This is a genomic window from Nocardia sp. NPDC003963 (assembly GCF_053605105.1).
The window spans coordinates 22,589-47,136 of record NZ_JBSGIP010000019.1; the positions used below are offsets into that span (position 1 = coordinate 22,589).

Annotated in this window: 23 protein-coding genes and 1 pseudogene; 12 read left to right on the plus strand and 12 right to left on the minus strand. The window is 68.1% G+C overall.

All coding sequences use genetic code 11. The annotated features are described in order from the left end of the window. Window positions 1–28 precede the first annotated feature (28 nt). Both ACWEWT_RS24590 and ACWEWT_RS24595 read left to right on the plus strand, forming a co-directional pair. Window positions 29–307 carry a helix-turn-helix transcriptional regulator gene (locus ACWEWT_RS24590; protein WP_452562314.1) on the plus strand — a complete coding sequence of 93 codons (279 nt, stop codon included), beginning with the start codon at window positions 29–31 and terminating at the stop codon, window positions 305–307. Next, complete coding sequence (locus tag ACWEWT_RS24595; RefSeq protein WP_452562316.1) at window positions 304–852, plus strand: hypothetical protein; 549 nt, start codon at window positions 304–306, stop codon at window positions 850–852. The genes ACWEWT_RS24590 and ACWEWT_RS24595 overlap by 4 nt, the downstream gene beginning before the upstream one ends. Before the next feature lie 34 nt (window positions 853–886). On the opposite strand, the gene ACWEWT_RS24600 is transcribed toward ACWEWT_RS24595, so the two are convergent. From ACWEWT_RS24600 to ACWEWT_RS24620, 5 genes are all read right to left on the minus strand, one after another. After that, complete coding sequence (locus ACWEWT_RS24600; protein ID WP_452562318.1) at window positions 887–2,428, minus strand: carboxyl transferase domain-containing protein; 1,542 nt, start codon at window positions 2,426–2,428, stop codon at window positions 887–889. A 73-nt stretch (window positions 2,429–2,501) separates the two neighbouring features. After that, window positions 2,502–3,104: a GTP-binding protein gene (locus tag ACWEWT_RS24605; protein ID WP_449904965.1), complete on the minus strand. Its 603-nt coding sequence runs from the start codon at window positions 3,102–3,104 to the stop codon at window positions 2,502–2,504. Next, the gene (locus tag ACWEWT_RS24610; RefSeq protein WP_030522783.1) at window positions 3,085–3,459 is read right to left on the minus strand and encodes a DUF742 domain-containing protein; all 375 of its coding nucleotides are present in this window, start codon (window positions 3,457–3,459) and stop codon (window positions 3,085–3,087) included. The genes ACWEWT_RS24605 and ACWEWT_RS24610 overlap by 20 nt, the downstream gene beginning before the upstream one ends. Window positions 3,460–3,466: 7 nt before the next feature. Further along, window positions 3,467–3,880, minus strand: coding sequence for a roadblock/LC7 domain-containing protein (locus ACWEWT_RS24615; protein WP_030522784.1), 414 nt, complete (start codon window positions 3,878–3,880; stop codon window positions 3,467–3,469). Next, window positions 3,877–7,590, minus strand: a complete 3,714-nt coding sequence (locus ACWEWT_RS24620) for an ATP-binding protein (protein ID WP_452562320.1) — start codon at window positions 7,588–7,590, stop codon at window positions 3,877–3,879. The genes ACWEWT_RS24615 and ACWEWT_RS24620 overlap by 4 nt, the downstream gene beginning before the upstream one ends. Before the next feature lie 389 nt (window positions 7,591–7,979). Here ACWEWT_RS24620 and ACWEWT_RS24625 point away from each other — a divergent pair, with 389 nt between their 5' ends. The 4 genes from ACWEWT_RS24625 (at window position 7,980) to ACWEWT_RS24640 (ending at window position 12,999) form a co-directional block, all read left to right on the plus strand. After that, the gene (locus ACWEWT_RS24625) at window positions 7,980–9,920 is read left to right on the plus strand and encodes an AMP-binding protein (RefSeq protein ID WP_452562321.1); all 1,941 of its coding nucleotides are present in this window, start codon (window positions 7,980–7,982) and stop codon (window positions 9,918–9,920) included. Between the two features lie 95 nt (window positions 9,921–10,015). Next, a complete protein-coding gene (locus ACWEWT_RS24630) occupies window positions 10,016–10,414 on the plus strand; it encodes a hemophore-related protein (RefSeq protein WP_452562322.1) in 399 nt (132 codons plus the stop codon). Between the two features lie 474 nt (window positions 10,415–10,888). Further along, complete coding sequence (locus tag ACWEWT_RS24635; RefSeq protein WP_452562411.1) at window positions 10,889–11,605, plus strand: response regulator transcription factor; 717 nt, start codon at window positions 10,889–10,891, stop codon at window positions 11,603–11,605. Continuing rightward, window positions 11,602–12,999: a sensor histidine kinase gene (locus tag ACWEWT_RS24640; RefSeq protein WP_452562324.1), complete on the plus strand. Its 1,398-nt coding sequence runs from the start codon at window positions 11,602–11,604 to the stop codon at window positions 12,997–12,999. Before ACWEWT_RS24635 ends, ACWEWT_RS24640 begins: the two co-directional genes overlap by 4 nt. A gap of 123 nt (window positions 13,000–13,122) precedes the next feature. Here the strand turns inward: ACWEWT_RS24640 and ACWEWT_RS24645 are convergent, their stop codons facing one another. The 3 genes from ACWEWT_RS24645 to pdxH form a co-directional block, all read right to left on the minus strand. Further along, entirely contained in the window at window positions 13,123–13,482 is a 360-nt protein-coding gene (locus ACWEWT_RS24645) for an FKBP-type peptidyl-prolyl cis-trans isomerase (protein ID WP_058853839.1), read from the minus strand. A gap of 29 nt (window positions 13,483–13,511) precedes the next feature. Beyond that, a complete protein-coding gene (locus ACWEWT_RS24650; protein ID WP_452562327.1) occupies window positions 13,512–14,810 on the minus strand; it encodes a citrate synthase in 1,299 nt (432 codons plus the stop codon). Between the two features lie 370 nt (window positions 14,811–15,180). Continuing rightward, window positions 15,181–15,900, minus strand: coding sequence for a pyridoxamine 5'-phosphate oxidase (pdxH, locus tag ACWEWT_RS24655; RefSeq protein WP_452562328.1), 720 nt, complete (start codon window positions 15,898–15,900; stop codon window positions 15,181–15,183). Between the two features lie 60 nt (window positions 15,901–15,960). On the opposite strand from pdxH, the gene ACWEWT_RS24660 reads away from it, so the two are divergent. Then, complete coding sequence (locus ACWEWT_RS24660) at window positions 15,961–17,106, plus strand: citrate synthase 2 (protein ID WP_452562329.1); 1,146 nt, start codon at window positions 15,961–15,963, stop codon at window positions 17,104–17,106. 345 nt (window positions 17,107–17,451) lie between these two features. Here ACWEWT_RS24660 and ACWEWT_RS24665 read toward each other — a convergent pair whose 3' ends face one another. Then, entirely contained in the window at window positions 17,452–18,165 is a 714-nt protein-coding gene (locus ACWEWT_RS24665) for a hypothetical protein (protein WP_452562331.1), read from the minus strand. Window positions 18,166–18,228: 63 nt separating this feature from the next. Between ACWEWT_RS24665 and serC the strand changes: the two genes are divergently transcribed. From serC to ACWEWT_RS24680, 3 genes and pseudogenes are all read left to right on the plus strand, one after another. Beyond that, window positions 18,229–19,353 carry a phosphoserine transaminase gene (serC, locus tag ACWEWT_RS24670; RefSeq protein ID WP_452562333.1) on the plus strand — a complete coding sequence of 375 codons (1,125 nt, stop codon included), beginning with the start codon at window positions 18,229–18,231 and terminating at the stop codon, window positions 19,351–19,353. A gap of 223 nt (window positions 19,354–19,576) precedes the next feature. Then, window positions 19,577–20,503: pseudogene (gene sepH, locus ACWEWT_RS24675) on the plus strand (septation protein SepH); the annotation flags it as partial. A gap of 749 nt (window positions 20,504–21,252) precedes the next feature. After that, window positions 21,253–22,035, plus strand: coding sequence for a DUF6928 family protein (locus tag ACWEWT_RS24680; protein WP_452562334.1), 783 nt, complete (start codon window positions 21,253–21,255; stop codon window positions 22,033–22,035). A gap of 39 nt (window positions 22,036–22,074) precedes the next feature. On the opposite strand, the gene ACWEWT_RS24685 is transcribed toward ACWEWT_RS24680, so the two are convergent. Both ACWEWT_RS24685 and ACWEWT_RS24690 read right to left on the minus strand, forming a co-directional pair. Beyond that, window positions 22,075–22,383, minus strand: coding sequence for a DUF2537 domain-containing protein (locus tag ACWEWT_RS24685; RefSeq protein ID WP_452562336.1), 309 nt, complete (start codon window positions 22,381–22,383; stop codon window positions 22,075–22,077). After that, on the minus strand, window positions 22,380–23,183 hold the full coding sequence (locus tag ACWEWT_RS24690) for a TrmH family RNA methyltransferase (protein ID WP_452562338.1): 804 nt from the start codon (window positions 23,181–23,183) through the stop codon (window positions 22,380–22,382). Before ACWEWT_RS24690 ends, ACWEWT_RS24685 begins: the two co-directional genes overlap by 4 nt. A gap of 77 nt (window positions 23,184–23,260) precedes the next feature. Here ACWEWT_RS24690 and ACWEWT_RS24695 point away from each other — a divergent pair, with 77 nt between their 5' ends. Beyond that, on the plus strand, window positions 23,261–23,662 hold the full coding sequence (locus tag ACWEWT_RS24695) for a YccF domain-containing protein (RefSeq protein WP_452562340.1): 402 nt from the start codon (window positions 23,261–23,263) through the stop codon (window positions 23,660–23,662). Between the two features lie 31 nt (window positions 23,663–23,693). On the opposite strand, the gene ACWEWT_RS24700 is transcribed toward ACWEWT_RS24695, so the two are convergent. Then, window positions 23,694–24,143 (minus strand): MarR family winged helix-turn-helix transcriptional regulator, encoded by a 450-nt coding sequence (locus ACWEWT_RS24700; RefSeq protein WP_452562342.1) that lies wholly within the window; start codon window positions 24,141–24,143, stop codon window positions 23,694–23,696. Between the two features lie 48 nt (window positions 24,144–24,191). Here ACWEWT_RS24700 and ACWEWT_RS24705 point away from each other — a divergent pair, with 48 nt between their 5' ends. Then, window positions 24,192–24,431, plus strand: coding sequence for a DUF2530 domain-containing protein (locus ACWEWT_RS24705; RefSeq protein ID WP_452562344.1), 240 nt, complete (start codon window positions 24,192–24,194; stop codon window positions 24,429–24,431). Window positions 24,432–24,548 lie beyond the last annotated feature (117 nt).

The window sequence follows — 24,548 nt, forward strand, 5'->3', positions numbered from 1 at the left end:
ATGTTGTGTTTTTACAACACTTCATTGTGTGAGCCCAGTAAGACGCGGCGAAACCCTGCCGATATTCAACCGAATAGCCGTACTGCGGGCCGAACACCGGATGTCTCGGGCCGCCCTGGCCGAAGCGGTGAACGTCAACCCCCAGACCATCGGCGCGCTCGAACGCGGTAACCACTATCCGAGCCTGGATCTGGCCCTGCGTATCTGCGAGGTGTTCCGGCTGCCGGTGGAGGCGGTGTTCTCCAGAACCGAGTTCACACCGCTATCGGCCGAGGTGTATTCCCGCGAGAAAGGACAGCCGTCGTGACTGCTGCCACCGAACCGAAAACCCTGCTCGAACGCTACGAGGCCTACCGCGTCCGGCGCTGGCTGATCCGGGAGAAACAGATCGCCGGGATGCTGCCGCGCTGGCGCACGACGCGACGCCGGCGTGCCCTGGTGATCACGGTGATCGTCGCACTCACGCTGGTCCTCGTGGCCGGGCTGCTGTGCGCCTTCGGGCTCGAATGGGCCGCGTTGCTGGGCGGGTTCGGCGTACTGCTCTTCCTACCGTCCTGGGTCATGGTGCGCATCGTCGCCGATGCCCAGGACAACGCACCGGCCGATACTCTGGACGAACTGGAATTCGCCCAGCGCGAGACCGCCCGGTCCCTGGGCCTGACAGTGACTCAGAGCCTGTCGGTGTTCCCGGTGATGTATCTCGTCTGGAGCGGTGCGCTGTTCCCGCAAGCCGATGCCTTCCGCACCGCTTACGCGGGCGGTGTGATGCTCCTCGCGACCCTGCTGGCCGGTGGTTGCGCACCTGCCATGATCCTGGCCTGGCGCAGGCGGGATCCCGAGCCGGAGTCCTGAGCACCGGGGGCCGGCCCGCGAAAGGCGTCGAACCTCACCCGGCGCCGGGTCGCGGATCCACACCGCCCGCGGCCGGCACTCCCAGCCTGCGATAGCGGCGCTGCCTGAGCACCCGCAGGTCGGCCGGAGGCTGCGTACTCAGTGCCGCGAGTTCTCCGGCGATCGCCGCGACCATACGGCGGGTGAAATCGACCGGTTCGTCCGCGGCATCGGGATATTCGGGCACGATCCGGTCGACGATCCCGTCGGCCAGCAGATCCACCGACCTGATACGTTGCGCCGCGGCGAGTTCCGGGGCGTGCCCGGTATCCCGATGGACGATGGCACTGGCACCTTCCGGCGGCAGCGGCGCGAGCCATCCGTGGGCGGCCGCGAGCACCCGGTCGGCGGGCAGCAGCGCGAGCGCACCGCCGCCCGTCCCCTGGCCGAGCAGGACCGAGATCGTCGGGGTCCGCAGTGTCACCAGATCGGCCAGGCACCGGGCGATCTCGGGAGCCAGACCGCGTTCCTCGGCCTCCTTGGACAGTGCGGCACCGATCGTATCGATCACCAGCACCAGCGGTAACCGGAGTTCGGCGGCGAGCTGCATACTGCGACGTGCTTCCCGGAGCGCGGCCGGACCCATGGTGTGCTCGGGATCCTGGTGGGCGCGATCGTGCCCGAAGACCACACACGGTCGGCCGTGGAAGCGGGCGAGGGCCAGGACGACCGTCCGATCCGTCTCCCCCTGGCCGGTACCGCTCAGTGGTACCCGCTGCGTGGTCCGGCGCAACAGGTCGCGCAGGCCCGGTCGATCCGGCCGCCGCGAAGCCAGTACCGACTCCCAAGCCCCGGCGGCGGGACCTCCGGGGCGGACCTCCAGGGCGGCAGCGGTTTTCGCCGTATCGTGCGGCCGCGGGGTCCCGCTGAAGACACTGAGCGCGCGGTGCGCGATCCGCCGGAACACACTGATTTCGACGACCCCGTCGATCACCCCGTTGTGGTACAGGTTCTCCGCCGTCTGCACCCCTTCGGGAAACGGATGACCGTAGAGCGCCTCGTACACCCGGGGCCCGAGGAACCCGATGAGCGCGCCCGGCTCGGCGAAGGTGATATGCCCGAGCGATCCCCACGAGGCGAATACGCCGCCCATGGTCGGATTCCGCAGATACACCACATAGGGATGGCCGGCCGATTTGTGCGCTGTCACCGCCCCGGCGATCTTCACCATCTGGACGAAGGCGAGGGTGCCCTCCTGCATCCTGGTGCCGCCCGACGTAGGTGAGGCGACCAGCGGCAGCCCCAGCTCGGTGGCACGCTCCACCGCGGTGACGATTCGCTCGGCCGCGGCCACCCCCACCGATCCGGCCAGGAATCCGAACTCGCACGCGATGACCGCGATCGGCCGTCCCCGCAACAGGCCCTCGCCGGTGAGCACCGATTCGTCGGTACCCGCCGCAGCGCTCGCGCGGGTGAGCGCGGACCGGTAGGTACCGGTCCGCGCCACCTCCAGCGGCGGAGCATCCCAGCTCACGAAGGAGCCCGGATCCAGCAGCGCCTCGAGCAGTTGCCGGGAGCCGATTCGCGGCGGTGTCATCCGAGCCGCCCCGGCACGCCCGGCACCGCGTCTGTCCACACCGGCACGCCGACCAGTATGACGGGCAGCCGGATCAGTAGCCCCGGGTGACCTTCTGCAGCGCGTACTCGGTCAGCCGCACCAATGCTTCCTTGGCCGGTTCCCGGCGTCGCGCATCGATCGGCATGATCGGCACATCGGCCGGAACGGCCAGCGCCTGCCGGATATCCTCGATCGGGTACATCGGAGCGTCGTCGAACTGGTTGAGCGCCACGAGGAACGGTAGGTTGCGCGCCTCGAAGTAGTCGACCGCCGCGAAGCTGTCCTCGAGCCGACGGGTGTCGATCAGCACGACCGCGCCGATCGCACCGCGGATGAGGTCGTCCCACATGAACCAGAAGCGGTACTGGCCCGGGGTGCCGAACAGGTACAGCACCAGATCATCGGCCAGACTGATCCGGCCGAAGTCCATGGCCACCGTGGTGGTGGATTTGCTCTCGATACCCGCGAGACTGTCGATCCCGGCACTGGCGTTTGTCACCAGAGCCTCGGTTCTCAACGGGACGATTTCCGAAACTGCCCCCACCAGCGTCGTTTTGCCCACGCCGAACCCACCTGCGACCACGATCTTCGCCGAAGTCGGCTTGGTCTGGCGGGTATCGACCTGTGCCGTCGAATCATATACGCCGGAGTCCACTGAGAACCCTTTCGATCAGCTCGCGACGTTCATCGTCGCTGGAATCGTCTTTCAAAGTCGCCGAAACGCGGACATGCCCGGCTTCGATCAGGTCCGCTACAAGTACACGCGCCACCCCGATCGGTATACCCAGTCGAGCCGCTAGTTCGGCGACCGACGGCGACTCCCTGCACAACTCGACTATCGAGTTTTCGATATTGCTCAGTTCGTACTGGCGTTCGAGCGATATGGGATGGGACGCAACGAGAGCCTCGAGCGCCAACTCCACCTTCGGTCGGGTACGACCGGCGGTCAGCGAGTACGGACGCACGAGACTGGGCTCGGAGCCTCCCACGCGGTGATCCTCTATGTCCATCCCACCATCAGGAACCCATCGTGACGCGCGGAGTGGCCTGAACTGTCTGGCCCACGCGTTCGACCAACAAAGCCATCTCGTAGCCGACCTGTCCGATATCACAGGACGTATTGGTCAGCACCGCGAGATATGACCCGTCGCCCACTGCCATCAGCAGCAGGTAGCCGTGCTCCATTTCGACGACGGACTGCAGTACCGTGCCGCCTTCGAACAGGTTGGACACACCCACCGAGAGACTCGCCAGTCCGGCCGTGACCGCCGAGAGCTGCTCGGCCCGATCGACCGGTAGTTGGGCACTCGCCGCCATCAGCAGGCCGTCGGCCGAGACCAGGACGGCATGGGCTACGCCAGGAACCTCGCCTGCGAAGTTCGAAACCAGCCAATCCAACTGACGGTTCGTACCACCTAGTTCGGGGTTCATCGGTCTCCTTTGTCTCCGGTTAGGTTCATTGCTCTCATTGCACGGCCATCCCGAACACCTTGCTGGTGCCGACTCAAACTAGACCGGATCGTGTCGGGATTGCGACTCGGCGTACGCTCCTGGGCCCCGTTGACGGCGCCGGGTACCAATCGGTTACCCGGATTACGCTGTGGCAGACCCGCCGCGGTGCGAGGCTCGGGCTCGACTTCGCTGGCTCGCCGGGCCGCTGTCCAGCCCTCGTCGCCGGGTGAGTCGAAGGACGCGACGGCCTGGGAGCGATCGGTATCGGAATCCGAAAGCCATGCCGACATCATCTCCGCGAAGATGGGCGTCCCACCCAGCACGCTGTCGGTCTCCTCGGCCGGCTGCAGCCGGGTCTGGAAGAACGACGCGGTTTTCGCCGGGTTGGATTTGTAGCTGTGTCGACCGGGTTCGCGTGCCGCCGCGGAGCCTTCGGCGGGTTCCGGCTCGCGTGGCAGCGCCACACCGGGCGGGTTGTCGAACCGTTCGGCGGTGTAGCCGCCGGGCTCCCGCCGTGGCAGCGCACCCGGCTCACCACCGGTCTGCGGTTGCCGGTTCGGCGCCGTGGTGTCCCGCCGCGGCAGGCCGTTCGAACCCTCCGGACCCGGGCGGCCGTTCTCGGCCGGGGCGCCGCGCTGCGGCAGACCACCACCGGGCGCCGGACGTTGCGGCAGACCGTTACCGGCAGCCGGACGCTGCGGCAGACCACCACCGGGCGCCGGGCGCTGCGGCAGACCGTTACCGGCGGCCGGACGCTGCGGCAGACCGTTACCCGGCGCTTCCCGCCGCGACGGCAACCCACCGGGCGCGGCCGGACGCTGGGTGGGCAGTTCGCCGGAGGTGTCGCGCCGCGGCAATCCGCCACCGGTCGCCGGGCCCCGCTGGGCCGGCAGTTCACCGGAGGTGTCCCGCTGCGGCAGACCGGTGGCACCGGGGTCCCGTCGGGTGGGCAGCCCACCGGACGGAGATTCGGTGGCGGGACGCGGTTCCGGTTCACGCCGGGCCGGACCACCCGCGGCCGGACCACGCTGCGGCAGACCGGAAGTCCCGTTGTCGCGGGCCGGCGCGCCGTTGGCACCCGGATCCCGTTGCGGCAGACCGTTCGGCCGCTGCTGACCGGGCTGCCGGGTGGGCAGCGATCCGGCGCCGCGCGGCGGCGCGGCCGTTTCGGATGCGGTTTCGGTCGGGCGCTCTTCTTCCGAGCGGGCCGGTGCGGCCTCCCGGCGGCTGCCGGGCGCACCGTTGGCACCGGGCTGGCGCTGCGGCAATCCGCCCGGGCCCGGCTGCGGCGCACCGGCGGTACCCGGCTGACGCTGCGGCAGCCCACCCGGACCGATCTTGGGCTCGCGCGGCGGCGGGCCGCCCGCGGCCGGTCCGCCCGGGGTACGCGGCGGGAGTGTCGGTGTGGCACTTTCGCTCGACGCACGCGGCGGCAGAGTCGGTGTGGCACCGCCCGACCCCAGATTGCGTTTGGGCAGGCTGGCCGCGGCCAGTTTGCCGCGCTGCGCGGTACTGCCCGCGCTGGCCTCCCGGAGGCTGGTGGTGCCCTGCTCCCCTTCACGGGAACCACCGGCCATGGCGTTACCCGGCTGCCGCTGCGGCAGCCCGCCGGCGCCCAGCGGGGCGGGGGTGGCCGGGCGCTCCGGCGGTTTGGGTCGCTCGACCGCGGGCAGCGGACCGCTCATCCCGGGATCGACGGTGACCATCATGTTGCCGGCGGCGGTGCGGCTGATACCGCGGGTCTGCATGGAGGGTCCGCCCGCGGCGTTGCGCAATGCGGCCGCGGCGGCCTCGTCCGGGGATTCCTCGGGCTTCTTCTTGCCGGCGTCGTTCGCGACGACCGCCTGCGGGCCGGAACCGGTCGCCAGCGGGAGGATCTGGGTCTCCCCCGCGACGATCAGGCTCATCGGCACATGCACGGTGACGGTGACGCCCGGATCACGGGCGGTATCGAAGGTCGGACGCAGCCGCACATTGAGACCGTGCCGTTCCGCGAGCCGGCCCACGACGAACAGACCCATATGGCGCGCGGTATCCGGACCGGGTTCGGCGGTGTTCTCCAGACGGCGGTTGATCTCGGCCATCTCGCTCGGCGGCATACCGATACCGCGGTCGGCGACCTCGATGAGCAGACCCTGATCGTGTGCCTGCGCGAAGGTGAACTTCACATCCGTCTCCGGCGGCGAAGCGCGCAGCGCGTTGTCCAGGAGCTCGGCGAACAGGTGCGCCATATCGGAGGCGGCCGGTTCGATCAGCGCACCGCGCGGGGTGGCACCGAGCTTGACGCGCTCGTAGTCCTCGACCTCGGAGATCGCGGCGCGCAGCACGTCGGCGATCTCGACGGGCGCGGATTTGGCGCGGCGCTGTTTGGTACCGGCGAGGATCAGCAGGTTGTCGCCGTTACGGCGCATACGCGCGGCGAGGTGGTCCAGCCGGAAGAGGTTCTCCAGCAGACGCGGATCCTTCTCGTCGTACTCCATCGCCTCGATGAGGCTGAGCTGGTGGTCGACAAGGGATTTGCTGCGCCGGGCCAGAGTCTCGAACATATCGTTGACCTGGGAACGCATCTGCGCCTGATCACTGGCCAGCCGCAGCGCCTGCCCGTGGATATCGTCGATCGCGCGAGCCAGCTGGCCGATCTCCTCCTCGGACCGGATGGGCATCGGTTCGAGCGGTACTTCCTCCGGCGAGGCGCCGGTACGGAGCTGGGCGACCTCGTCGGGCAGATCGCTTTCGGCCACGCGCAGGGCGGCCAGGCGCAGCCGGTGCAGCGGCACGATCATCGACCGGGCCACGAAGACCGCGAGCAGCAGCGCCGCCAGAATCGTGAGCAGCACGACGATCGAGTAGACGACCGCGTCGGACAGCGCCTTGTCGGCCATCTTCCGCACACCGTCGTCGATCGAGGCGGTGGCCTCGGCGATCAGTTTGTCGGTGGTCGCGGTGCTGTCCAGCAGCGACTGCCGGGCCTCACCCAGCGGCAGCCGACCGGCCTGTGCCTCCGGGGTCTCGAGCATTCCGGAACGGTTGTCGATGCCCTGGCGCAGGATCGCGATATCGGGATCCTCGGGGTTGTAACGCTGACTCAGAATGTTCAGCAGGGCGCGTTCGGTATTGGTCGCGGTGCGGTAGGCCTGTTCGCCGGATTCCTGGTTGCGCAGCAGTTCCGCCGCCGCGGTGATCTCACCGACCATGGTGGAACGCAGGTTCAGCGCGTCGACGAGCCGGAGTTTCGCCGGATCGATCGATGCGTCACCGATCTCGCCGAGAATGGACTCCACGGCCCGGACACCCGCGTTACGAGCTTTGTCGAGGACCTGCACGGCCTGATCCGGAGGCAGATTCGACGGCGCCATACCGCCGGCCCGGACTCCCTTGGCCTGATCGATCATCTCCGTGAGCGCCTGCCGCGCCACCGGTAGATCGTCGAGTTCGCCGAGCGCGGATTCGGCCGAGGTGATCGCCTTGTCCAGGGCGGTCAGGTTGTCCTCGGTGACCATCGACCGGCCCGGCGCGATGGCGATCACCTGAGAACCCGCCGTCGCGGACGTGGCCGTACTGAGATCGAGGACGGAAGGAACGATGCTGACGTTCTCCGAAGCGGAACCCAGCCGGTTCGCGTTGCTCCATTCCGCCGAAATCCTGGACACGCCGAGCCCGACCGCGACCGCCAATGGCACGGCCAGCACGGCCGTAACCTTCCAGCGAAGGTCCCAGTTACTCAGCGCCCAGCGCTTCGTGCCGGACCTAGCGGCGTCACGCATTCCCACTCACTTTCCAACCTGGCCCCAGCCATGCACCATCAGCGGAACTCCACACTCGCATAGTGGCTCGACGGGTGGAGCTGCCCGTGGGTCGCGGCTGGCCGAGAAATTGCGTCTACGACGGACCGAATTTGTGTCATCAGATTCTAACGGATCAATAACTTCTTGGTGTACTCAGCCCGGGTTCACGCACATTGACCAGCCGGTTACAGGCATAAGCCATGGTCGCGACACCCGACGGGGGGTCGCGTGAAGTCTGCCACAATCGTGCTGATCTATCGAGGCGAGGATTGCTGCGAGGCTAGGGAGCACGGGTGAACGCGAGGAACGAGTATCGACCGGTCTATCAGACCAGTCTGGTCGATCCGGCCGAGTTCTGGACCCGCGCGGCTTCGGCCATCGATTGGGATCTACCCCCTGAACAGGCCCTCGACACCGATCGCCGCTCCGCACGGTGGTTCCCGGGCGCCCGCCTCAACACCTGCTACAACGCCCTCGACCGGCATATCGCGGCCGGCCGTGCCGAACAGCCGGCACTGATCTACGACTCGGCGATGACCGGCACGAAACAGGTCTTGACCTACGCCGAGCTCCGCGACGAAGTCGCCCGCTTCGCCGGAGCGATGCGCGACCTGGGCGTTACCGCAGGTGACCGGGTCGTGATCTATCTGCCGATGATTCCCGAGGCAGTGATCGCGATGCTGGCCTGCGCCCGCATCGGAGCGGTGCATTCCGTCGTTTTCGGTGGATTCGCCGCCCCCGAACTGGCCGCCCGCCTAGACGATGCCGAACCCGTCCTGATCGTGACAGCGTCAGGGGGGCTGGAACCGAACCGCGCCATCGCCTACCCACCCATCGTGGGCGAAGCGCTCGAACTGGCCGAAACCACCGCTGCGCGAGCGGTCCTGGTGAAACAGCGCACCGACTTCCCCGACCTCGACGGAATGCCCGCCGCCGACGGAGCCGTACGGTGGCTGGACTGGGATACCGCGGTCCGCGATGCCGAACCCGCCGAACCCGTTTCGGTCGCGGCCACCGACCCGCTGTACGTGCTGTACACCTCGGGTACGACCGGGAAGCCGAAGGGCGTGGTCCGTGACAACGGCGGGCATGCCGTGGCCCTGGCCTGGTCCATGCGCAATATCTACGATGTGGGGCCCGGTCAGGTCATCTGGGCCGCCTCCGATGTGGGCTGGGTCGTCGGCCACTCCTATATCGTCTACGCGCCCCTGCTGGCCGGCGCCACCACACTGCTCTACGAGGGCAAACCCGTGGGTACACCGGATGCCGGCGCCTTCTGGCGGGTGGTCGCCGAACACCGCGTGCACACTCTGTTCACCGCCCCCACCGCACTGCGGGCCATCCGCCGCGCCGATCCGGCCGCCGCATTCGCCCGCGAACACGACCTCAGCTCACTACGTTCACTGTTCTGCGCGGGTGAACGGCTCGATCCGGCCACCTATCGCTGGGCCGCGGACACGCTGCTCGAGGATCGCGAGGACTGCCCGGTGGTGGACCACTGGTGGCAGACCGAAACCGGCTGGCCGATATGCGCCAATCCGCTGGGCCTGCAACAGTTGCCGATCAAACCCGGCTCGGCATCGGTACCGGTGCCCGGCTACCGATTACGGGTACTGGACTCCTCCGGTAATCCCGTGGCCGCCGGAGCCGAGGGCAATATCGTCATCGGCCTACCCCTGCCACCCGGCGCGCTCACCGGTCTGTGGCGCGACGAAGAGCGCTACCGGCGGTCCTATCTGTCCGCCTATCCCGGACATTTCCTCACCGGCGATTCGGGCTATTTCGACGAGGACGGCTACCTGTTCGTACTCGGCCGCAGCGATGATGTGATCAATATGGCCGGGCACCGGCTTTCCGCGGGCAGTATCGAAGCCGCCGTCGCGGGGCACGAAGCTGTCGCGGAATGCGCCGTGATCGGACTACCCGACGAACTCAAAGGGCAACGGCCCATCGCATATGTTGTTCTCAAAGCCGACGCCGTCGTCGACCCGGAAAGTCTGCGCGACGAATTGAGCGAACGTGTCCGGAAACAGATCGGTCCGGTCGCCGGACTCTACGACGCGGTGGTGGTTCCGGCCCTGCCCAAAACCCGCTCGGGCAAGATCCTGCGCAAAACACTGCGCCTCATGACAGCGGGCGAGAACTACGAAATACCCTCCACCATCGAAGATCCCACGGTCCTGGACGAACTCGCCCGAATCGTGCGTCCCCCGCAAAACTCAAACTCCTCTTAAGAAATCCTCAGCGGTCGGCCAAGACCGGGCAATACGGTCTGAAGCAGTCCACGAGCCCCGGCTCGACACGACACGGTAGGAGGCAGTAAAACCCCATGGCACACTCCACGACACGGTTCCGCGGCAAGCTCGGCGCGACCACCCTCGCCCTCGGTGCGGCAGCAGCGGTCACCGCGTTCCTGAGCCCCGCGGTCGCCTCCGCGGGACCGACGGATTTCGCCGAACCGCTGATCACCAGCGACTGCTCCTTCGCCCAGGTCGACGCCGCCCTCCACGACCAGGCCCCCGAGCTGGCAGCGATGCTGGACAACAACCCGGATATGAAGGCACAGCTGCAGAGCAAGTTCGACCAGCCGGTCGAACAGCGCCGCGCCGAACTGCAGCAGTACATCGAACAGAACCCCGAACAAGCGCAGCAGGCCGAAAACGACCCGCGCTCACAGCAGCTCCGGGCAACCCTGCAGGGCGTAGCGGACACCTGCCAGAACTACTGAGCTGTGTTTTCGGCTCATGCGACGTGCGGTCGGCCGTCCGCGGAAGGTGGCCTTCGAGCATCTTCGGCCACGGGGCGCGACAGGCCTACCCCCCTTTGAGGTGTCCCGTAGAACTCGACTCGTGCGGGTTGCGGGGGCATTCGAGATCCCGGGGCGGTCAGTGGGACCGATCGCATGACGGGCGGCCGCCGCTTCCGTTGGGGAGCAGCCTCGGTCACGGTGTCGGCGGCCCCGGTTCCGATCGGCGGATCGCACGCGCGAAATGAGGGTCGGTGGCGGCGCCGGATCCCGGACCTCACCCGGTCGGGTCGGTGTCCCACCTACCCCGGACCCTCGTACAGGTTGCCGGTCGCTGATCGCAAAACCGCTGTTTCGCCGAGTCCCCTGTGGTGTCCCGAGCCCCACCGCTCACGGGAACCGCGGCGCCCAACACATCTGCGGGGGTCGAAGAGATCCACCGGGTAGGTAGGCAGAATAGACGGTGTGACGGAGCGGACCAGCAACCCGGCGGTACTCGTGGTCGACGATGACGAGGATGTCCTCGCCTCGGTGGAGCGGGGGCTGCGATTGTCCGGGTTCCGGGTGAGTATCGCCCGGGACGGGGCGGCCGCCCTGCGGTCGGTGTCGGATAAGGCGCCGGACGCGATCGTGCTGGATATGAATATGCCGGTCCTGGACGGGGCCGGGGTGGTGACGGCGCTGCGTGCGATGGGCAACGATGTACCGATCTGCGTGCTGAGCGCGCGTAGCTCGGTCGGGGACCGTATCGCTGGTCTGGAATCCGGCGCCGACGACTATCTGGTGAAGCCGTTCGTCCTGGCCGAGTTGGTGGCGCGGATCAAAGCGCTGCTGCGGCGCACCGATACCGCCCCCGCCGCCGGGGGCCCGGATGTCATCTCGGTGGGGCCGTTGCAGGTGGATACGGCCGGCTACCGGGCGCTGCTGAACGGCCGGGAGATAGAACTGACCAAACGGGAGTTCGAACTGTTGTCGACGCTGGCGCGGAACGCGGGGGTAGTGCTGAGCCGGGAACGGCTGCTGGAACTGGTCTGGGGCTACGATTTCGCGGCCGATACCAATGTGGTGGACGTATTCGTCGGCTATCTGCGCCGCAAACTGGAGACCGACGGCACGCCGCGGTTGCTGCACACCATCCGCGGCGTCGGGTTCGTGCTGCGGGAAACGAAATGACCGGCGGCCGTCCCGGGCGCAGGCGCCGCCGGCGATCGTATTCGCTGCGCACCCGCGTCGCCGGGGCGGCGGCGGCCGGGGCGGTACTCATCGTGGCCGTGGTGAGCGCGATCGCGATTCCCGCCATCGAGCACAACAATCTGCAACAGACCGATCAGCAGTTGCGGATCGCTTCACGGCTCGTGCTGATCGAGCCAGTGGTCGCGGTCGGGGTGGTGAACCTGCTGGGGCCCGACCGCGATATGGCACTGACCGTCCGGGAGGACAGCCGCGTCCTCGCCTCCAGCTCCGTGGAGTTACCGGAACTGGAGCCGGGCGAGAAAACGGTCACCGTCGACGAAACCCCCTACCGGGTGCTGACCACGACGGAGAACCAGCCGACGGGCCGCTCGGTTTCGCTGGGGATTCCCGCGGCCGAGGCAGCGGAGATGACCGCTCAGCAACAGCGCTGGGTGGTGTTCGGCGGCCTGCTCGCGATCGCGGCAGCGGCCGGTCTCGGCTGGTTGTTCGGCGGGCGCGCGGTCCGGCCCATCGTGGTGCTCACCCGCCAGGTCGGTGCCCGCACCGGCTACGGCGACGGTACGCCCGAACCCGTCGACAGCTCCGGTGTCCTGGAGGCCGAACAGCTGGCGGACGCGGTCAACACCATGCTGCACCGGGTCGATCAGGCGCAGACCGAAACAGCGGCCGCGTTGGAGACCGCCCGGGATTTCGCCGCGGTGTCCGCGCACGAACTGCGCACACCGCTCACCGCGATGCGCACCGATCTGGAGGTGCTGGCGACCCTGGACCTCGACGAATCGCAGCGCACCGAGATCCTCGGCGATCTGCAACGCAGCCAGGGCCGAGTGGAAACGACACTGTCGGCCCTGGAACGACTCGCCTCGGGGGATCTGACTTCCGAACGGGACCATATCGACACCGATATCGCGGAGCTGTGCGACCAGGCCGCGCACGACGCCATGCGGCACTACCCCGGCCTGACGGTCCGCATCGACACCGATATCGAACTGGTCACCCGCGGCCTGCCCGCGGGATTGCGGCTGGCGGTGGACAATGCCCTGAAGAATTCGGTCAAGCACGGCGGGGCGACCGAGGCGCTGCTGTCGGCCCATCGTGCCCCCGGCGACACCATCGTCATCTCGGTCGACGACAACGGCCGCGGACTCCCGTCCGGGGAACGCGCGACCGTTTTCGCCCGCTTCGCGCGCGGCAGCCTGGCCGATAAGGGTGGTTCCGGCCTGGGTCTGGCCCTGGTCGCTCAGCAGGCCCAGCTCCATGGCGGGCGTGCCTATTTCGACGACGGCGATCTCGGCGGAGTCCGTCTGGTGCTGGTACTCCCCAACCGACCCGTGGATCGCGCCGACCCGCAGGGCCCGGCACCGCGGGATTGAGACCCGCACGCCGGAGGTACCACACTTCGACGGCGTGGCTATCCGGTCATGCCGACGTTTCGGCCCCCGGAGCCGGTGCTCCGGGGGCCGAAACGAAACCGAGGGGTCATCCCCCGCGTGGGACTACTTGGCGTCCAGCAGGTCGATGACGAAGACCAGGGTCTTGCCGGACAGATGGTGTCCGCCACCCGCGGGGCCGTAGGCCAGCTCCGGCGGAATCGTCAGCTGGCGACGGCCGCCGACCTTCATACCCGGGATACCGTCCTGCCAGCCCTGGATGAGACCGCGCAACGGGAAGGTGATCGATTCGCCGCGGTTCCACGACGAGTCGAATTCCTCGCCGGTATCGAATTCCACGCCGACGTAGTGCACTTCGACCGTGCCGCCGGGCACCGCTTCGGCGCCTTCGCCGACAGTGATGTCCTTGATAGCCAGTTCGGTGGGCGGGGGGCCCGCCTGGAATTCGATCTCCGGTTTGCTCATGCCTTGAATCCCCTTCGATTCAATCGGTTTCAGCGATTGGCGATTTCGTTGTAGTCACGGGCACCGTAGCCGGTGTAGATCTGCCGCGGGCGACCGATCTTGATCGCTTCACTGTGCATTTCCCGCCAGTGCGCGATCCAGCCCGGCAGCCGGCCCATGGCGAACAGTACCGTGAACATTCGCGTCGGGAAGCCCATGGCCTTGTAGATGACGCCGGTGTAGAAGTCGACATTCGGGTACAGCTTGCGTTCGACGAAGTACTCGTCGGTGAGCGCGGCCTCTTCCAGCGCCTGAGCGATATCGAACAGCGGATCGCTGCCCAGTTTGCTCAGAATGGTGTCGGCGTGTTTCTTGGCGATGGCGGCACGCGGATCATAGTTGCGGTAGACGCGGTGCCCGAAGCCCATGAGCTTCACGCCGTCTTCCTTGGCCTTGACCTTGCGGATGAATTCCTTGACGTCGCCGCCGTCGGCGAGAATGCCGTCCAGCATCTCCAGCACCGCCTGGTTGGCGCCACCGTGCAGCGGGCCCCACAGTGCGTTGATACCGCCGGATACCGAGGTGAACAGGTTGGCGTCCGAGGAGCCGACCAGCCGGACCGTGGAGGTGGAGCAGTTCTGCTCGTGGTCGGCGTGCAGGATCAGCAGCATGTCCAGGGCGGAGGCGATCTCGGGGTCGACCTGGTAGGGCTCGGCCGGGAAACCGAAGGTCATCCGCAGGAAGTTCTCCACCAGCGACAGCGAGTTGTCGGGGTAGAGGAACGGCTGGCCCACCGACTTCTTGTACGAGTACGCGGCGATGGTGGGCAGTTTGGCCAGCAGCCGGATGGTGGACAGTTCGACCTGCTCGGGGTCGCGGGGGTCCAGCGAATCCTGGTAGTAGGCCGACAGCGCGTTGACCGCCGAGGAGAGCACGGGCATCGGATGCGCGTTCCGGGGGAAACCGTCGAAGAAGCGCTTCAGGTCCTCGTGCAGCAGCGTGTGCCGACGGATCTTGTCGGTGAAATCTTCGAGCTGATCCTGGGTGGGTAGTTCGCCGTAGATGAGCAGATAGCTGACCTCGATGAAAGTCGAGTTGTCCGCGAGCTGCTCGATCGGGTAACCGCGGTAGCGCAGAATACCTTCTTCACCGTCGATATAGGTGATGGCCGATTTGGTCGACGCGGTGTTGACGAAACCCGGGTCATAGGTCGTATATCCCGTGCTCGCCAGCAACTTGCCGAGATCGATACCGTCGTTTCCTTCGGCGGCCTGGGCGATCGTCATTGGGTATTCGCCACCGGGGTAGGTGAGAACCGGTTTGGCGTCATTGATGTGATTCTCGGGCACGGAAGGTTCCCTCTCAGGCTTATGACCGTCGGCATCGCGTGCGGACGACACACGGTGCGTTACCGGTAGACGCTAGTCCTTGCTCCGGCGGGACCGGTGGGGAGGGTACCCGCGCACCGATCTCACAATGTGCCCGCGCGGGCGTGAGATTCGGCGGTCACTCTACCGGCCGGTAGTGCCGTGACCGGGGGAAATCGACTGTGGGAGGCGAGCCCGGCCGAAGGCGGACGGCGTCCGCGCGAGCCCTGCGGGAATTACCGTTCACCACCGCGAACTGTACGTACCCACGGCCTCGGATCCGAAACCGTGCCGAACATCACCGGATCGGGCGTAACGGGCCTGGACAGGGCCGTCCGGCCTGGTCGGGCGCTCACGGCTGGAGCCGCTGCACCGTCATACCGGCATCGGCGATACGGACGACGATGCGGTTGTGCAGCCGTCCACGCTGTCCCTGCCAGAACTCCACCTCGTCGGGACGCAGCAGATAACCACCCCAGTGCGGCGGTACCGGGATCTCGTCGACTCCGGCGAACCGGTCCACGGTTCGCGCCAGCTGCCGATCCAGCTCCGTACGGGAACCGATCGGCTCCGACTGCCGCGACGCCCACGCGCCGAGCTGCGATTCCCGCGGACGCGACCGCCAATACCGCTCCGTCACCTCGGCGGGTACCCGCTCCACCGGCCCGCGCACATGCGCCTGCCTGGCCAGTTGTGTCCAGAGGAAGGTCGCCGAGGCATACGGCGTCGCCGCCAGCTGAGTACCCTTGGCGGAGTCGTAGTTCGTATAGAAGACGACGCCGTCCGGCGCGAGCCCCTTGCAGAGCACCGTGCGGGTCACCGGTCGCGCGGTCGCGCCGGTCCCCGCGAGGGTGCCGAGCACCATGGCGTTGGGCTCGGCGATCTCGGCGACCGTCGCCTGCTCTATCCACAGCCGCAGCAGCGGCTCCCAGCCCCCGGCCACCGACAGTTCGTCGAGTTCCGTGTCGTGCACACCCAGCAGCGGACCGGCGGCACGCGAACCCGGATGCACCCCACCGTATTCGGCGCGCATCGCGCCGAGATCGGCACCGGTCTCCTCCACATCGGACATGGGCCAGACGTTACTCCCGAGTAGCTCGGCGCTAGAGTTCTGGTGAAAGGAGAGTCGCGTATGACCACCAATTCCGCGGTATCGGGGTCCGGCGAGGTGCCGGACGATTTCGTCAGCGGTCTCGAGGGGGTGGTCGCGTTCACCACCGAGATCGCCGAACCCGACAAGGACGGCGGCGCGCTGCGCTATCGCGGCGTGGACATCGAGGACCTGGTGGGCAACCGGGTCACCTTCGGCGATGTCTGGGCCCTCCTGGTCGACGGCGAGTTCGGTCACGGTCTCCCCCCGGCCGAGCCCTTCCCGCTCCCGGTGCACACCGGTGACGTCCGCGTCGACGTACAGGCCGGCCTGGCGATGCTCGCCCCCATCTGGGGTTATCAGCCGCTGCTGGATATCGACGAGGCGACCGCGCGGGAAAACCTGGCCCGCGCCTCCGTGATGGCCCTGTCCTACGTGGCGCAATCGGCCCGCGGCATCTACCAGCCCGCGATACCGCAACGCCGCATCGATGAATGCACCACCGTCACCGACCGGTTCATGACCCGCTGGAAGGGCGATCCCGACCCGCGGCACACCGAGGCCATCGACGCCTACTGGGTATCGGCGGCCGAACACGGTATGAACGCCTCCACCTTCACCGCCCGCGTCATCGCCTCGACCGGCGCCGACGTCGCCGCTTCCCTCTCCGGAGCCATCGGCGCCATGTCCGGGCCCCTGCACGGCGGCGCGCCCGCCCGGGTCCTGCCCATGATCGAAGAAGTGGAACGCACCGGCGACGCCCGGGCCCTGGTCAAGGGCATCCTGGACCGCAAGGAAAAACTGATGGGCTTCGGCCACCGCGTGTACCGGGCCCAGGACCCCCGTGCCCGCGTCCTGCGCGATACCGCTGCCCGTCTCGCCGCACCCCGCTACGAGGTGGCCGCCGCCCTCGAACAGGCAGCCCTGGCCGAACTCCGCGAACGCCGGCCCGACCGCGCCATCGAGACCAATGTCGAATTCTGGGCCGCGGTGATCCTGGATTTCGCCGAGGTACCCGCCCATATGATGCCCGCCATGTTCACCTGCGGCCGCACGGCCGGCTGGTGCGCGCACATCATGGAACAGAAGAAACTGGGCAAACTGGTGCGCCCGGCAGCGATCTACACCGGCCCCGGCCCCCGCAAACCCCAGGCCGTCACCGGCTGGGCCGCAGTCCACACCGCATAACCGGGACCGAACCCCGCCGAAGACCGCTCATCCCCAGGGGCCGACGTGCCCCTGCCCCGACGGTTCACATGCACGCCGACCGTCGAACACCACCACAACCAGTCAATGCCCCCGCAACCGCATGCGTCGAGTTCTACGAGACACCACAAAGGGTTGAGGCCCGTCTCGCCGTTCAGGCCTCGAAAGCGCATGAGCCGAAGGCTCGAGTCTCGAGGCCTGAACGGCGAGACATCAGGGGGCCTCAACCCCGCGCGCGCCAGCGCGCCAAAAACACAGCACCTTCACAAGCAGGTCAACATCCCCCACCTTCACAAGAAATCCCTCACCCACGACCCCCACCCCCCATCAGGTTCGTTCGGGGTCGGCTTCCCAATCGATGGCAACCGATTCTCCGGTGTCCACCGCGAAGAAGGCCGCCTGCAGCTTGGCGCCCAGGTCCAATAGGCCGATAGCGGCCAACGGGACCGACTGGACCACCCGGACCCGCCACGGTTCGGGTTCGTCCCAGGCGCGGAGTTCGAGGTCCAGGCGCAGGACCGGGTCGTCGCAGCCGCAGTAGTCGGCGTCCACGGGGGTCACCGCCAGGACCGTGGCCTCGGCGCGACGGCCTTCGGTGAGGACTTTGACCAGACCGGCGCGGCGGGGGTCGGTATCGCCGGGGAGATACAGCACCATGCGGTCGCGGTCCTGCGGGTCGACCCGGCAGCACACCAGGTCGCCCGGTCGCATCCGGTCCAGTTCGGCACCGGACACCCGCTGCCGGACCTGGGCTTCGTAGGGCCGCAGCCCGGGCAGGCGGACGCGGACCCGGAACGTGTAGCCGGGTTCGGTCCGGCGGGTCCGGGCCGCCAGAACGGTCGCCGAACCGGCGGTTCCGGTGCTCAGCAGGTCGCGGCGATCGGATCCGGTGGGCGCTTCCCCACGTCGGCGGAAACGGCGTGGGAGCAGGTCACGCAATCGGGTGAGCGGGCCGGGCGAACCCGGGAGTTCGTTCCGGCTCTGGGCACGGGCGGCACCGGATCGACCCCCGGCAGCCCCCCTGGACGACCGCATGCTCATACCGGTTCACGTTAGCCGGAGTGTGGTACGCGGCACAGCAACGGCGCGGCTACGCTGTTCGCCATGACCAGTGCGTTCCCGACCATCCCCGAAGACCTCAAGCCCGCCGACGGTCGTTTCGGCTGCGGTCCGTCCAAGGTTCGCCCGGAGCAGCTGCAGTCCCTGGTGGAGGTGGGTGCCTCGGTATTCGGCACCAGCCACCGGCAGAAACCGGTCAAGGATGTAGTGGCCCGGGTACGGTCCGGGTTACGGGACCTGTTCGCCCTCCCCGAGGGCTACGAGGTCGTCCTCGGCAACGGCGGCACCACCGCATTCTGGGACGCCGCCGCGTTCGGCCTGGTCCGTGAGCGTTCCCTGCACCTCACCTACGGCGAGTTCAGCTCGAAGTTCGCCAGCGTCACCAAGAAGAACCCGTTCCTCGGCGATCCGATCGTCGTCTCCGCCGATCCGGGCAGCGCGCCCGAACCCGCCGCCGACCCCGCCGCCGATCTCATCGGCTGGGCGCACAACGAGACCTCGACCGGAGTCTCGGTGCCCGTACAGCGGCCGGCCGGTTCGGAGAACGCGCTCATCGCCATCGATGCCACCTCCGGCGCCGGCGGGCTGCCGGTGAACATCACCGACGCCGACGTCTATTACTTCGCTCCGCAGAAATGTTTCGCCGCCGACGGTGGCCTGTGGATCGCGCTGATGAGCCCGGCCGCGCTGGCCCGGGTGGACGAGATCAAGGAATCCGGTCGCTGGACCCCGGATTTCCTGTCGCTGCCGATCGCCGTCGAGAACAGCGTCAAGGACCAGACCTACAACACCCCGGCCCTGGCGACCCTGCTGCTGTTCGCAGACCAGATCGATTGGCTCAACCGCAACGGCGGCCTGGACTGGGCGGTGAAGCGGACCCTCGATTCTTCGTCGCGTCTGTACTCGTGGGCCGAGGCCAGCGAATTCGCCACCCCGTTCGTCGCCGATCCGGCGCACCGGTCCCAGGTGGTGGGCACCATCGACTTCGCGGAGTCGGTGGACGCCGCCGCGGTGGCCAAGACGCTGCGGGCCAACGGCATCGTCGATACCGAGCCCTATCGCAAACTGGGCCGCAACCAATTGCGCGTCGGGATGTTCCCCGCGATCGATCCCGAAGACGTATCCCAGCTGACCCGCTGCATCGACTGGGTGGTCGCGAACCTCGGCTGAGACGAGATCACCTGCGAGTTCGGGCCCGTCGCGCGTGTCGCGCGACGGGCCCGCCGGTGTCTCGGGGAATCGACTTGATACGCAAGGGAATAGAGCAGATTAGCGGTAGATTGCGCCCGCAGGGTACATTTCGGTGCCGCGTGTCTTGCCACACGAATCCCAGAAGTGCACTACTGTTCCAGAACGTGGGCGGTATCGCGAGCGACGCGATAAGGAGGTTACGGTGCGTGAACTTCGAGTGATCGGGGTGACGCCCGACTCCGCCCATATCGTGTGCGTCGACACCGAAAGTGGTCAGAAATTCCGGCTTCCCGCCGACGACAAACTTCGTGCCGCCGCCCGCGGCGACCTTGCCCGATTCGGCCAGATCGAGATCGAAATGGAAGCAACTATGCGTCCTCGCGATATCCAGGCTCGAATCCGTGCCGGCGCCTCTGTGGAGCAGGTGATGCAGGAATCCGGTATGCCGGTGAGCCGGGTCGAGCGTTTCGCCTATCCGGTACTGCTGGAGCGTGCCCGCGCGGCCGAACTCGCGCAGAAGGCCCACCCGATCCGTCCCGACGGTCCGGCCGTGGAGATCCTGATCGATGTGGTGACCGCCGCTTTCACCGCACGCGGCCATACGCTCGACAATGCCGAATGGGATGCCTGGAAGGACGAGAAGGGCTTCTGGGTCGCCCAGTTGCAGTGGCAGAACGGGCGTTCGGAGATCGCCGCGCACTGGCGCTACCAGCCGGACGCGCACGGCGGCAGTGTTTCTCCGCTCGACGATCCGGCCACCGATCTGATCGATCCCGATTTCGGCCGCGCGCTCCGTGGTCTCGCCTCGATCCTGCCGGTCGAGCCCGAACCCGGTGTGGTCGCCGAACCGGTGGCCGAGCCACGGCGCGAACCCGCCAGGCCCGCCGCAGTGGACGGCTACTACGAGCAGCGTGCTGTCGCCGCCGGTGGTACGACACCGCTGCCCGCGACGGCGGCTCCGCTCACGCCCGGTTCCAATAGGCCGGGTGGAACCGGCCTGCCCGCAGGAGCTCCCGCGGCGAGCGCACCCACCGAAACCTACCGGCCTCCCACGGAGAGCTATCGGCCGCCGGCCGAGACCTACCCGGTCCCCCCCGAACCCGCTCGTCCCGCGGCCCCGCGGCCCGCGCCCGCGGCCACGTATATCCCGGCGCCGGCGGCGCCTCCGGCGCCGGTCCCGGCTGCCGAATTGCCGCCGGTCACACCCGAACCGGCTCCCGTCGAACGCGCGCCCGAATCCGTTCCGGCCGCACCCGAACCCGAACCCGTTCCGGCCGAACCGGCGCCCGAGCCCGCGGCCGCCGCGCCCGAACCGGCTCCCGTCACGGTCGCGCCCGTCGAGACAGCGACTGTCGAGCACGAGCCCACGGAGGCCGCGCCGGCCGCGGCCGTCCGGTCCGATGCTGCACCGGCCGCCGACGCCGCGGCGGCTACGACCGAACCGGCCGCCCGGGTATCCGCCGAAACGGCCGGCCCCCCGGCACCGGTGGAAGCCGAGGAGCCGGCCGAACAGAGCGCCCCGGCCGAGGAGTCCGCTCCCCAGCCGGTTGCCGAAACAGCCGAACCCGAGCCCGCCGCGGCGAAGCCGGCGGCCAAGAAATCTCCCGCCAAGGCCACGAAATCGGCGGCCCGGACCAAACGCGGCAAGGCGCCGATGCCGTCCTGGGAGGACGTACTGCTCGGGGTCCGCAGTTCGGGTCACTGACCCGCCGCGGTCCGGCGTGTTACCCCGCACAACCGCCCGAACCGCCCGTTCGCGCGGGTAAGTTCGGCGTATACGGCGACGCGGTCCGATGATTCCGGGGCCAGCCCGGACGACGACAGCAGTTACGCCGAGGAGTTCGCGACCCGGTTTCGTGCGCTATCGGAGGTGGACCGATGCTGTCCAAGATTTCTTCGGTGTGGTACGTCGATACCCCCGACCCGCCGGCGGTGCTCCGCACCGATCCCGACCCCGATCCGGACGCGGCCTACGCGCTGGCCAGGCAACTGCATCCCGATCTCGAGGTGGAGCCGACCACGGTGGTCACCCTCGGCGATACCGACGGCCCGGCAGCCGATGCGGTCTATATCGGCAGCTATCCCGGAATCACGCTGCTGTGCAGTTCCTACGCGGCCCGGGTGCAGCCGACCGCCATCCCCGACCTGCTGGTGCGGCCACTCGCCGAGGAGCACACCTACCTGGTGTCGTTCGATCTGGAATACGGCTGGGGTTCGTTCGCGCACTGGGAACGCGGCGAACTACGCCGGGCGTTCAGCTCGACTCGGCTCAACATCCTGCAGGACCACGGGCTGCCGCATATCTGGGAACGGCCGCACTGGGCGGGCGAACATCCTGTGCTGTGGCATCCCGGTGAACTACCCGATCCGCTGGTGCTGCCGTTCGACCCGCCCGGTTTCGCCGATTCCGCCAATCACGAGTGGCTGGGATTCCGGTATTTTCCGCTCGCCGCCCCGGAAAGCGACGATGCGACCGATATCGAGGAGGCCCGCCCGGTCGATCCCAAGGACATCCGGGTCTGTGGTTTCCGATTGCGTCCCCGGGATGATCACGCCGACACCCCGGAACCGCAGCCGCCGCACAGCCGGATCGCCCACGAACGTAAAGGCCTGTTGTCCTGGCTGCGCGGGCACGAGGCCGCGGTGGGGGCCGATCAATAGAGCCACGGTGGGGGCCGATCAATAGAACGGCTCCGTGGTTCACACGGAGAACAACAACCCGATCCACGCCAGTGCCACGCCCGCACTCGCTCCGGCCAGTACCCAGCGGGTCACCGGGCGGGTCCGCCAGCGCCAGGCGGTGGGTGCGATACCGCCGACCGCGACCAGGTTCACCGCCAGCGACAGCAACGGGTGCACCTGGGCCAGCGCCGCCCCGAAGGCATACACACCGACGGCGGTCAGCGCGGCGACCAGCGCGGCGACCGTGATGCCCGCCGCCCACGGCGTGGGTTCGGCGGGCGGGCACGGCCTGCGGGTGGGATCGTGCGCGCCGGGAGTCGAGGTCACGACGCCCGTACCCGCTCGTAGAAGGCCATGGCGGCGGCGGTCGCGACGTTCAGCGAATCGGTACCCGCCGACATGGGTATCCGGGCCCGCACATCGGCTGCGGTCATGGCTTCCTCGGTCAGCCCCGGGCCCTCGGCGCCCAACAACAGTGCCACGCGAGCACCGGTGACCGCAGTGGCCAGCGTGGGAGCCTCCGGGTCCGGGGTGAGTGCCACCACCTGGAAACCGCGGCGACGCAGCAGGTCGAGGCCGCCCGGCCAGTCCGGCACCCTGGCGAACGGCACCCGCAGCGCATGTCCCATCGAAACCCGCACCGAACGACGGTACAGCGGATCGGCGCAGCGATCGCCGAACAGGATCGCGTCCACGCCCAGTCCGGCGGCGTTCCGGAACATCGATCCGAGGTTCTCGTGGTCGTTCACGCCTTCGAGTACCGCCACCGTGGTCGCGTCCGCGACGACGTCGTCGAAAGCGCGATCGGGCGGCCGGTGCGCCACCGCCAGGACACCCCGGTTCAGATGGAAACCGACCACCTCGGCCATCACGTCGGCCGAGGCACGATAGAACGGCACATCCACCGCCGCCAGTTCGGGCGCGAGCTCCTGCCACCGCTTGTCCACGCCGAGCAGCGCGTGCGGCCGGAACGGGGAATCCAGCATCCGCCGGACGACCACGGTCCCCTCCGCGATGACCAGCCCCTTGCCGCCGGGCCGATCGGGACGGCGGTCGGCGGCTTTCAGATCCCGGAAATCGTCGATCCGCGGATCGCCGACACTGTCCACCTCGAGAACCACCGCCACGAGGCCCATCCTGCCAACAGCGCGGGCGACCGGCCGGGGCGGGTGCGCGCGGTGCCGCTTTAGGGCATGCTCGTCATATGAAGCCGATCCAGCTCCTGCTCAATATCCTGTGGCTCATCTTCGCGGGGTTCTGGATGGCGCTGGGTTATTTCGTGGCCGCCCTGATCTGCTTCGTCCTCATCATCACGATCCCGTTCGGGGTCGCCGCACTGCGCAACGGCGTCTACATGCTGTGGCCGTTCGGCCGCACCACCGTCGAGAAACCGGGCGCCGGCGCGGGTGCGCTGCTGGGCAACATCATCTGGTTCGTGGTCGCCGGCTGGTGGCTGGCGCTGGGCCACCTCGGTACCAGTATCGCGCTGGCCTGCACGATCATCGGTATTCCGTTCGCCTGGGCGAATCTCAAATTGATCCCGCTCGCCCTGTTCCCGCTGGGCCGCGAAATCGTGGACAGCGACCAGCCGTTCGGGGCGCGCTGAGTTTCGCCGCGGAGCCGACGCCGCTACCGGCTCATTCCGAGTCGGCGACGATCTGGTTCATGATCGCCACCGCGCGTTCCAGATCCGCGAGCTGGCCCGTCTCCAGACCCGCGAGCTGAGCACTCATCCAGGCTTCGCGGGCACTGCGTTCGTCGGCGAGCAGCGCATGTCCGGCCGGGGACAGCGAAACGATGATCTGCCGGCCGTCGGTCGGGTGCGGATTGCGCTCCACCAGACCCAGATCGGTGAGCGAGGCGATCACCCGGGTCATCGACGGAGGTTGTACGCGCTCCTTGCCCGCCAGCGAGCCGGGCGTCATCGCGCCTTCGTTACCGAGAGTGGCCAGAACCGAAAGCTGGGTCAGCGATATCTGCGATTCCGCACGCCGCCCCCGGAGATGCCGCGTCAAACGCACCACCGCCAGCGAGAGGTCGCTGGCGAGCGCCCGCACATCCGAGTGGGTAGTCACAAAGTGAACCATACGTGACACACGTCGGATCGGCGTGCGTACAGCGGTTACGCTGATCGAATGGCCCCGCAGCTCCCCCAGTTCCCCTCGTGGCTGACCGATCCCCGGCCGGTCCTCGCCCTCGGCTGCGCCCTGTTCGCCGTGGCGACCGTGGTGGTCTGGGCCGGGGGACAACGCTGGGAATCCGCTCGCCCTGTCTGCGCGATGGGTTTGGCGGTCGGGGTTCTCGGCTACCTCATCTTCGCGATCCAGCGGCGCGGCGCGCGGCGCGGCGACAAAGGTGCCCAGACCGGACTGTGATCATCGGCACCGGACGCTCCGGTGTTACAAAGCGCATCGTACGAGGCAGGGAGCCGAAAGATCGCCGCGGCGGTCGGCACCGGAAGCCGGTGTCCGGGGAATTGACTGAACGGGTCG

Coding starts and splice junctions, on each gene's coding strand:
- ACWEWT_RS24600 (WP_452562318.1), bottom strand. CDS start 2,428: ATGACACCGCCGCGAATCGGCTCCCGGCAACTGCTCGAGGCGCTGCTG.
- ACWEWT_RS24610 (WP_030522783.1), bottom strand. CDS start 3,459: ATGGACATAGAGGATCACCGCGTGGGAGGCTCCGAGCCCAGTCTCGTG.
- ACWEWT_RS24615 (WP_030522784.1), bottom strand. CDS start 3,880: ATGAACCCCGAACTAGGTGGTACGAACCGTCAGTTGGATTGGCTGGTT.
- ACWEWT_RS24630 (WP_452562322.1), top strand. CDS start 10,016: ATGGCACACTCCACGACACGGTTCCGCGGCAAGCTCGGCGCGACCACC.
- ACWEWT_RS24640 (WP_452562324.1), top strand. CDS start 11,602: ATGACCGGCGGCCGTCCCGGGCGCAGGCGCCGCCGGCGATCGTATTCG.
- ACWEWT_RS24645 (WP_058853839.1), bottom strand. CDS start 13,482: ATGAGCAAACCGGAGATCGAATTCCAGGCGGGCCCCCCGCCCACCGAA.
- pdxH (WP_452562328.1), bottom strand. CDS start 15,900: ATGTCCGATGTGGAGGAGACCGGTGCCGATCTCGGCGCGATGCGCGCC.
- ACWEWT_RS24660 (WP_452562329.1), top strand. CDS start 15,961: ATGACCACCAATTCCGCGGTATCGGGGTCCGGCGAGGTGCCGGACGAT.
- ACWEWT_RS24665 (WP_452562331.1), bottom strand. CDS start 18,165: ATGAGCATGCGGTCGTCCAGGGGGGCTGCCGGGGGTCGATCCGGTGCC.
- serC (WP_452562333.1), top strand. CDS start 18,229: ATGACCAGTGCGTTCCCGACCATCCCCGAAGACCTCAAGCCCGCCGAC.
- ACWEWT_RS24680 (WP_452562334.1), top strand. CDS start 21,253: ATGCTGTCCAAGATTTCTTCGGTGTGGTACGTCGATACCCCCGACCCG.
- ACWEWT_RS24695 (WP_452562340.1), top strand. CDS start 23,261: ATGAAGCCGATCCAGCTCCTGCTCAATATCCTGTGGCTCATCTTCGCG.
- ACWEWT_RS24700 (WP_452562342.1), bottom strand. CDS start 24,143: ATGGTTCACTTTGTGACTACCCACTCGGATGTGCGGGCGCTCGCCAGC.
- ACWEWT_RS24705 (WP_452562344.1), top strand. CDS start 24,192: ATGGCCCCGCAGCTCCCCCAGTTCCCCTCGTGGCTGACCGATCCCCGG.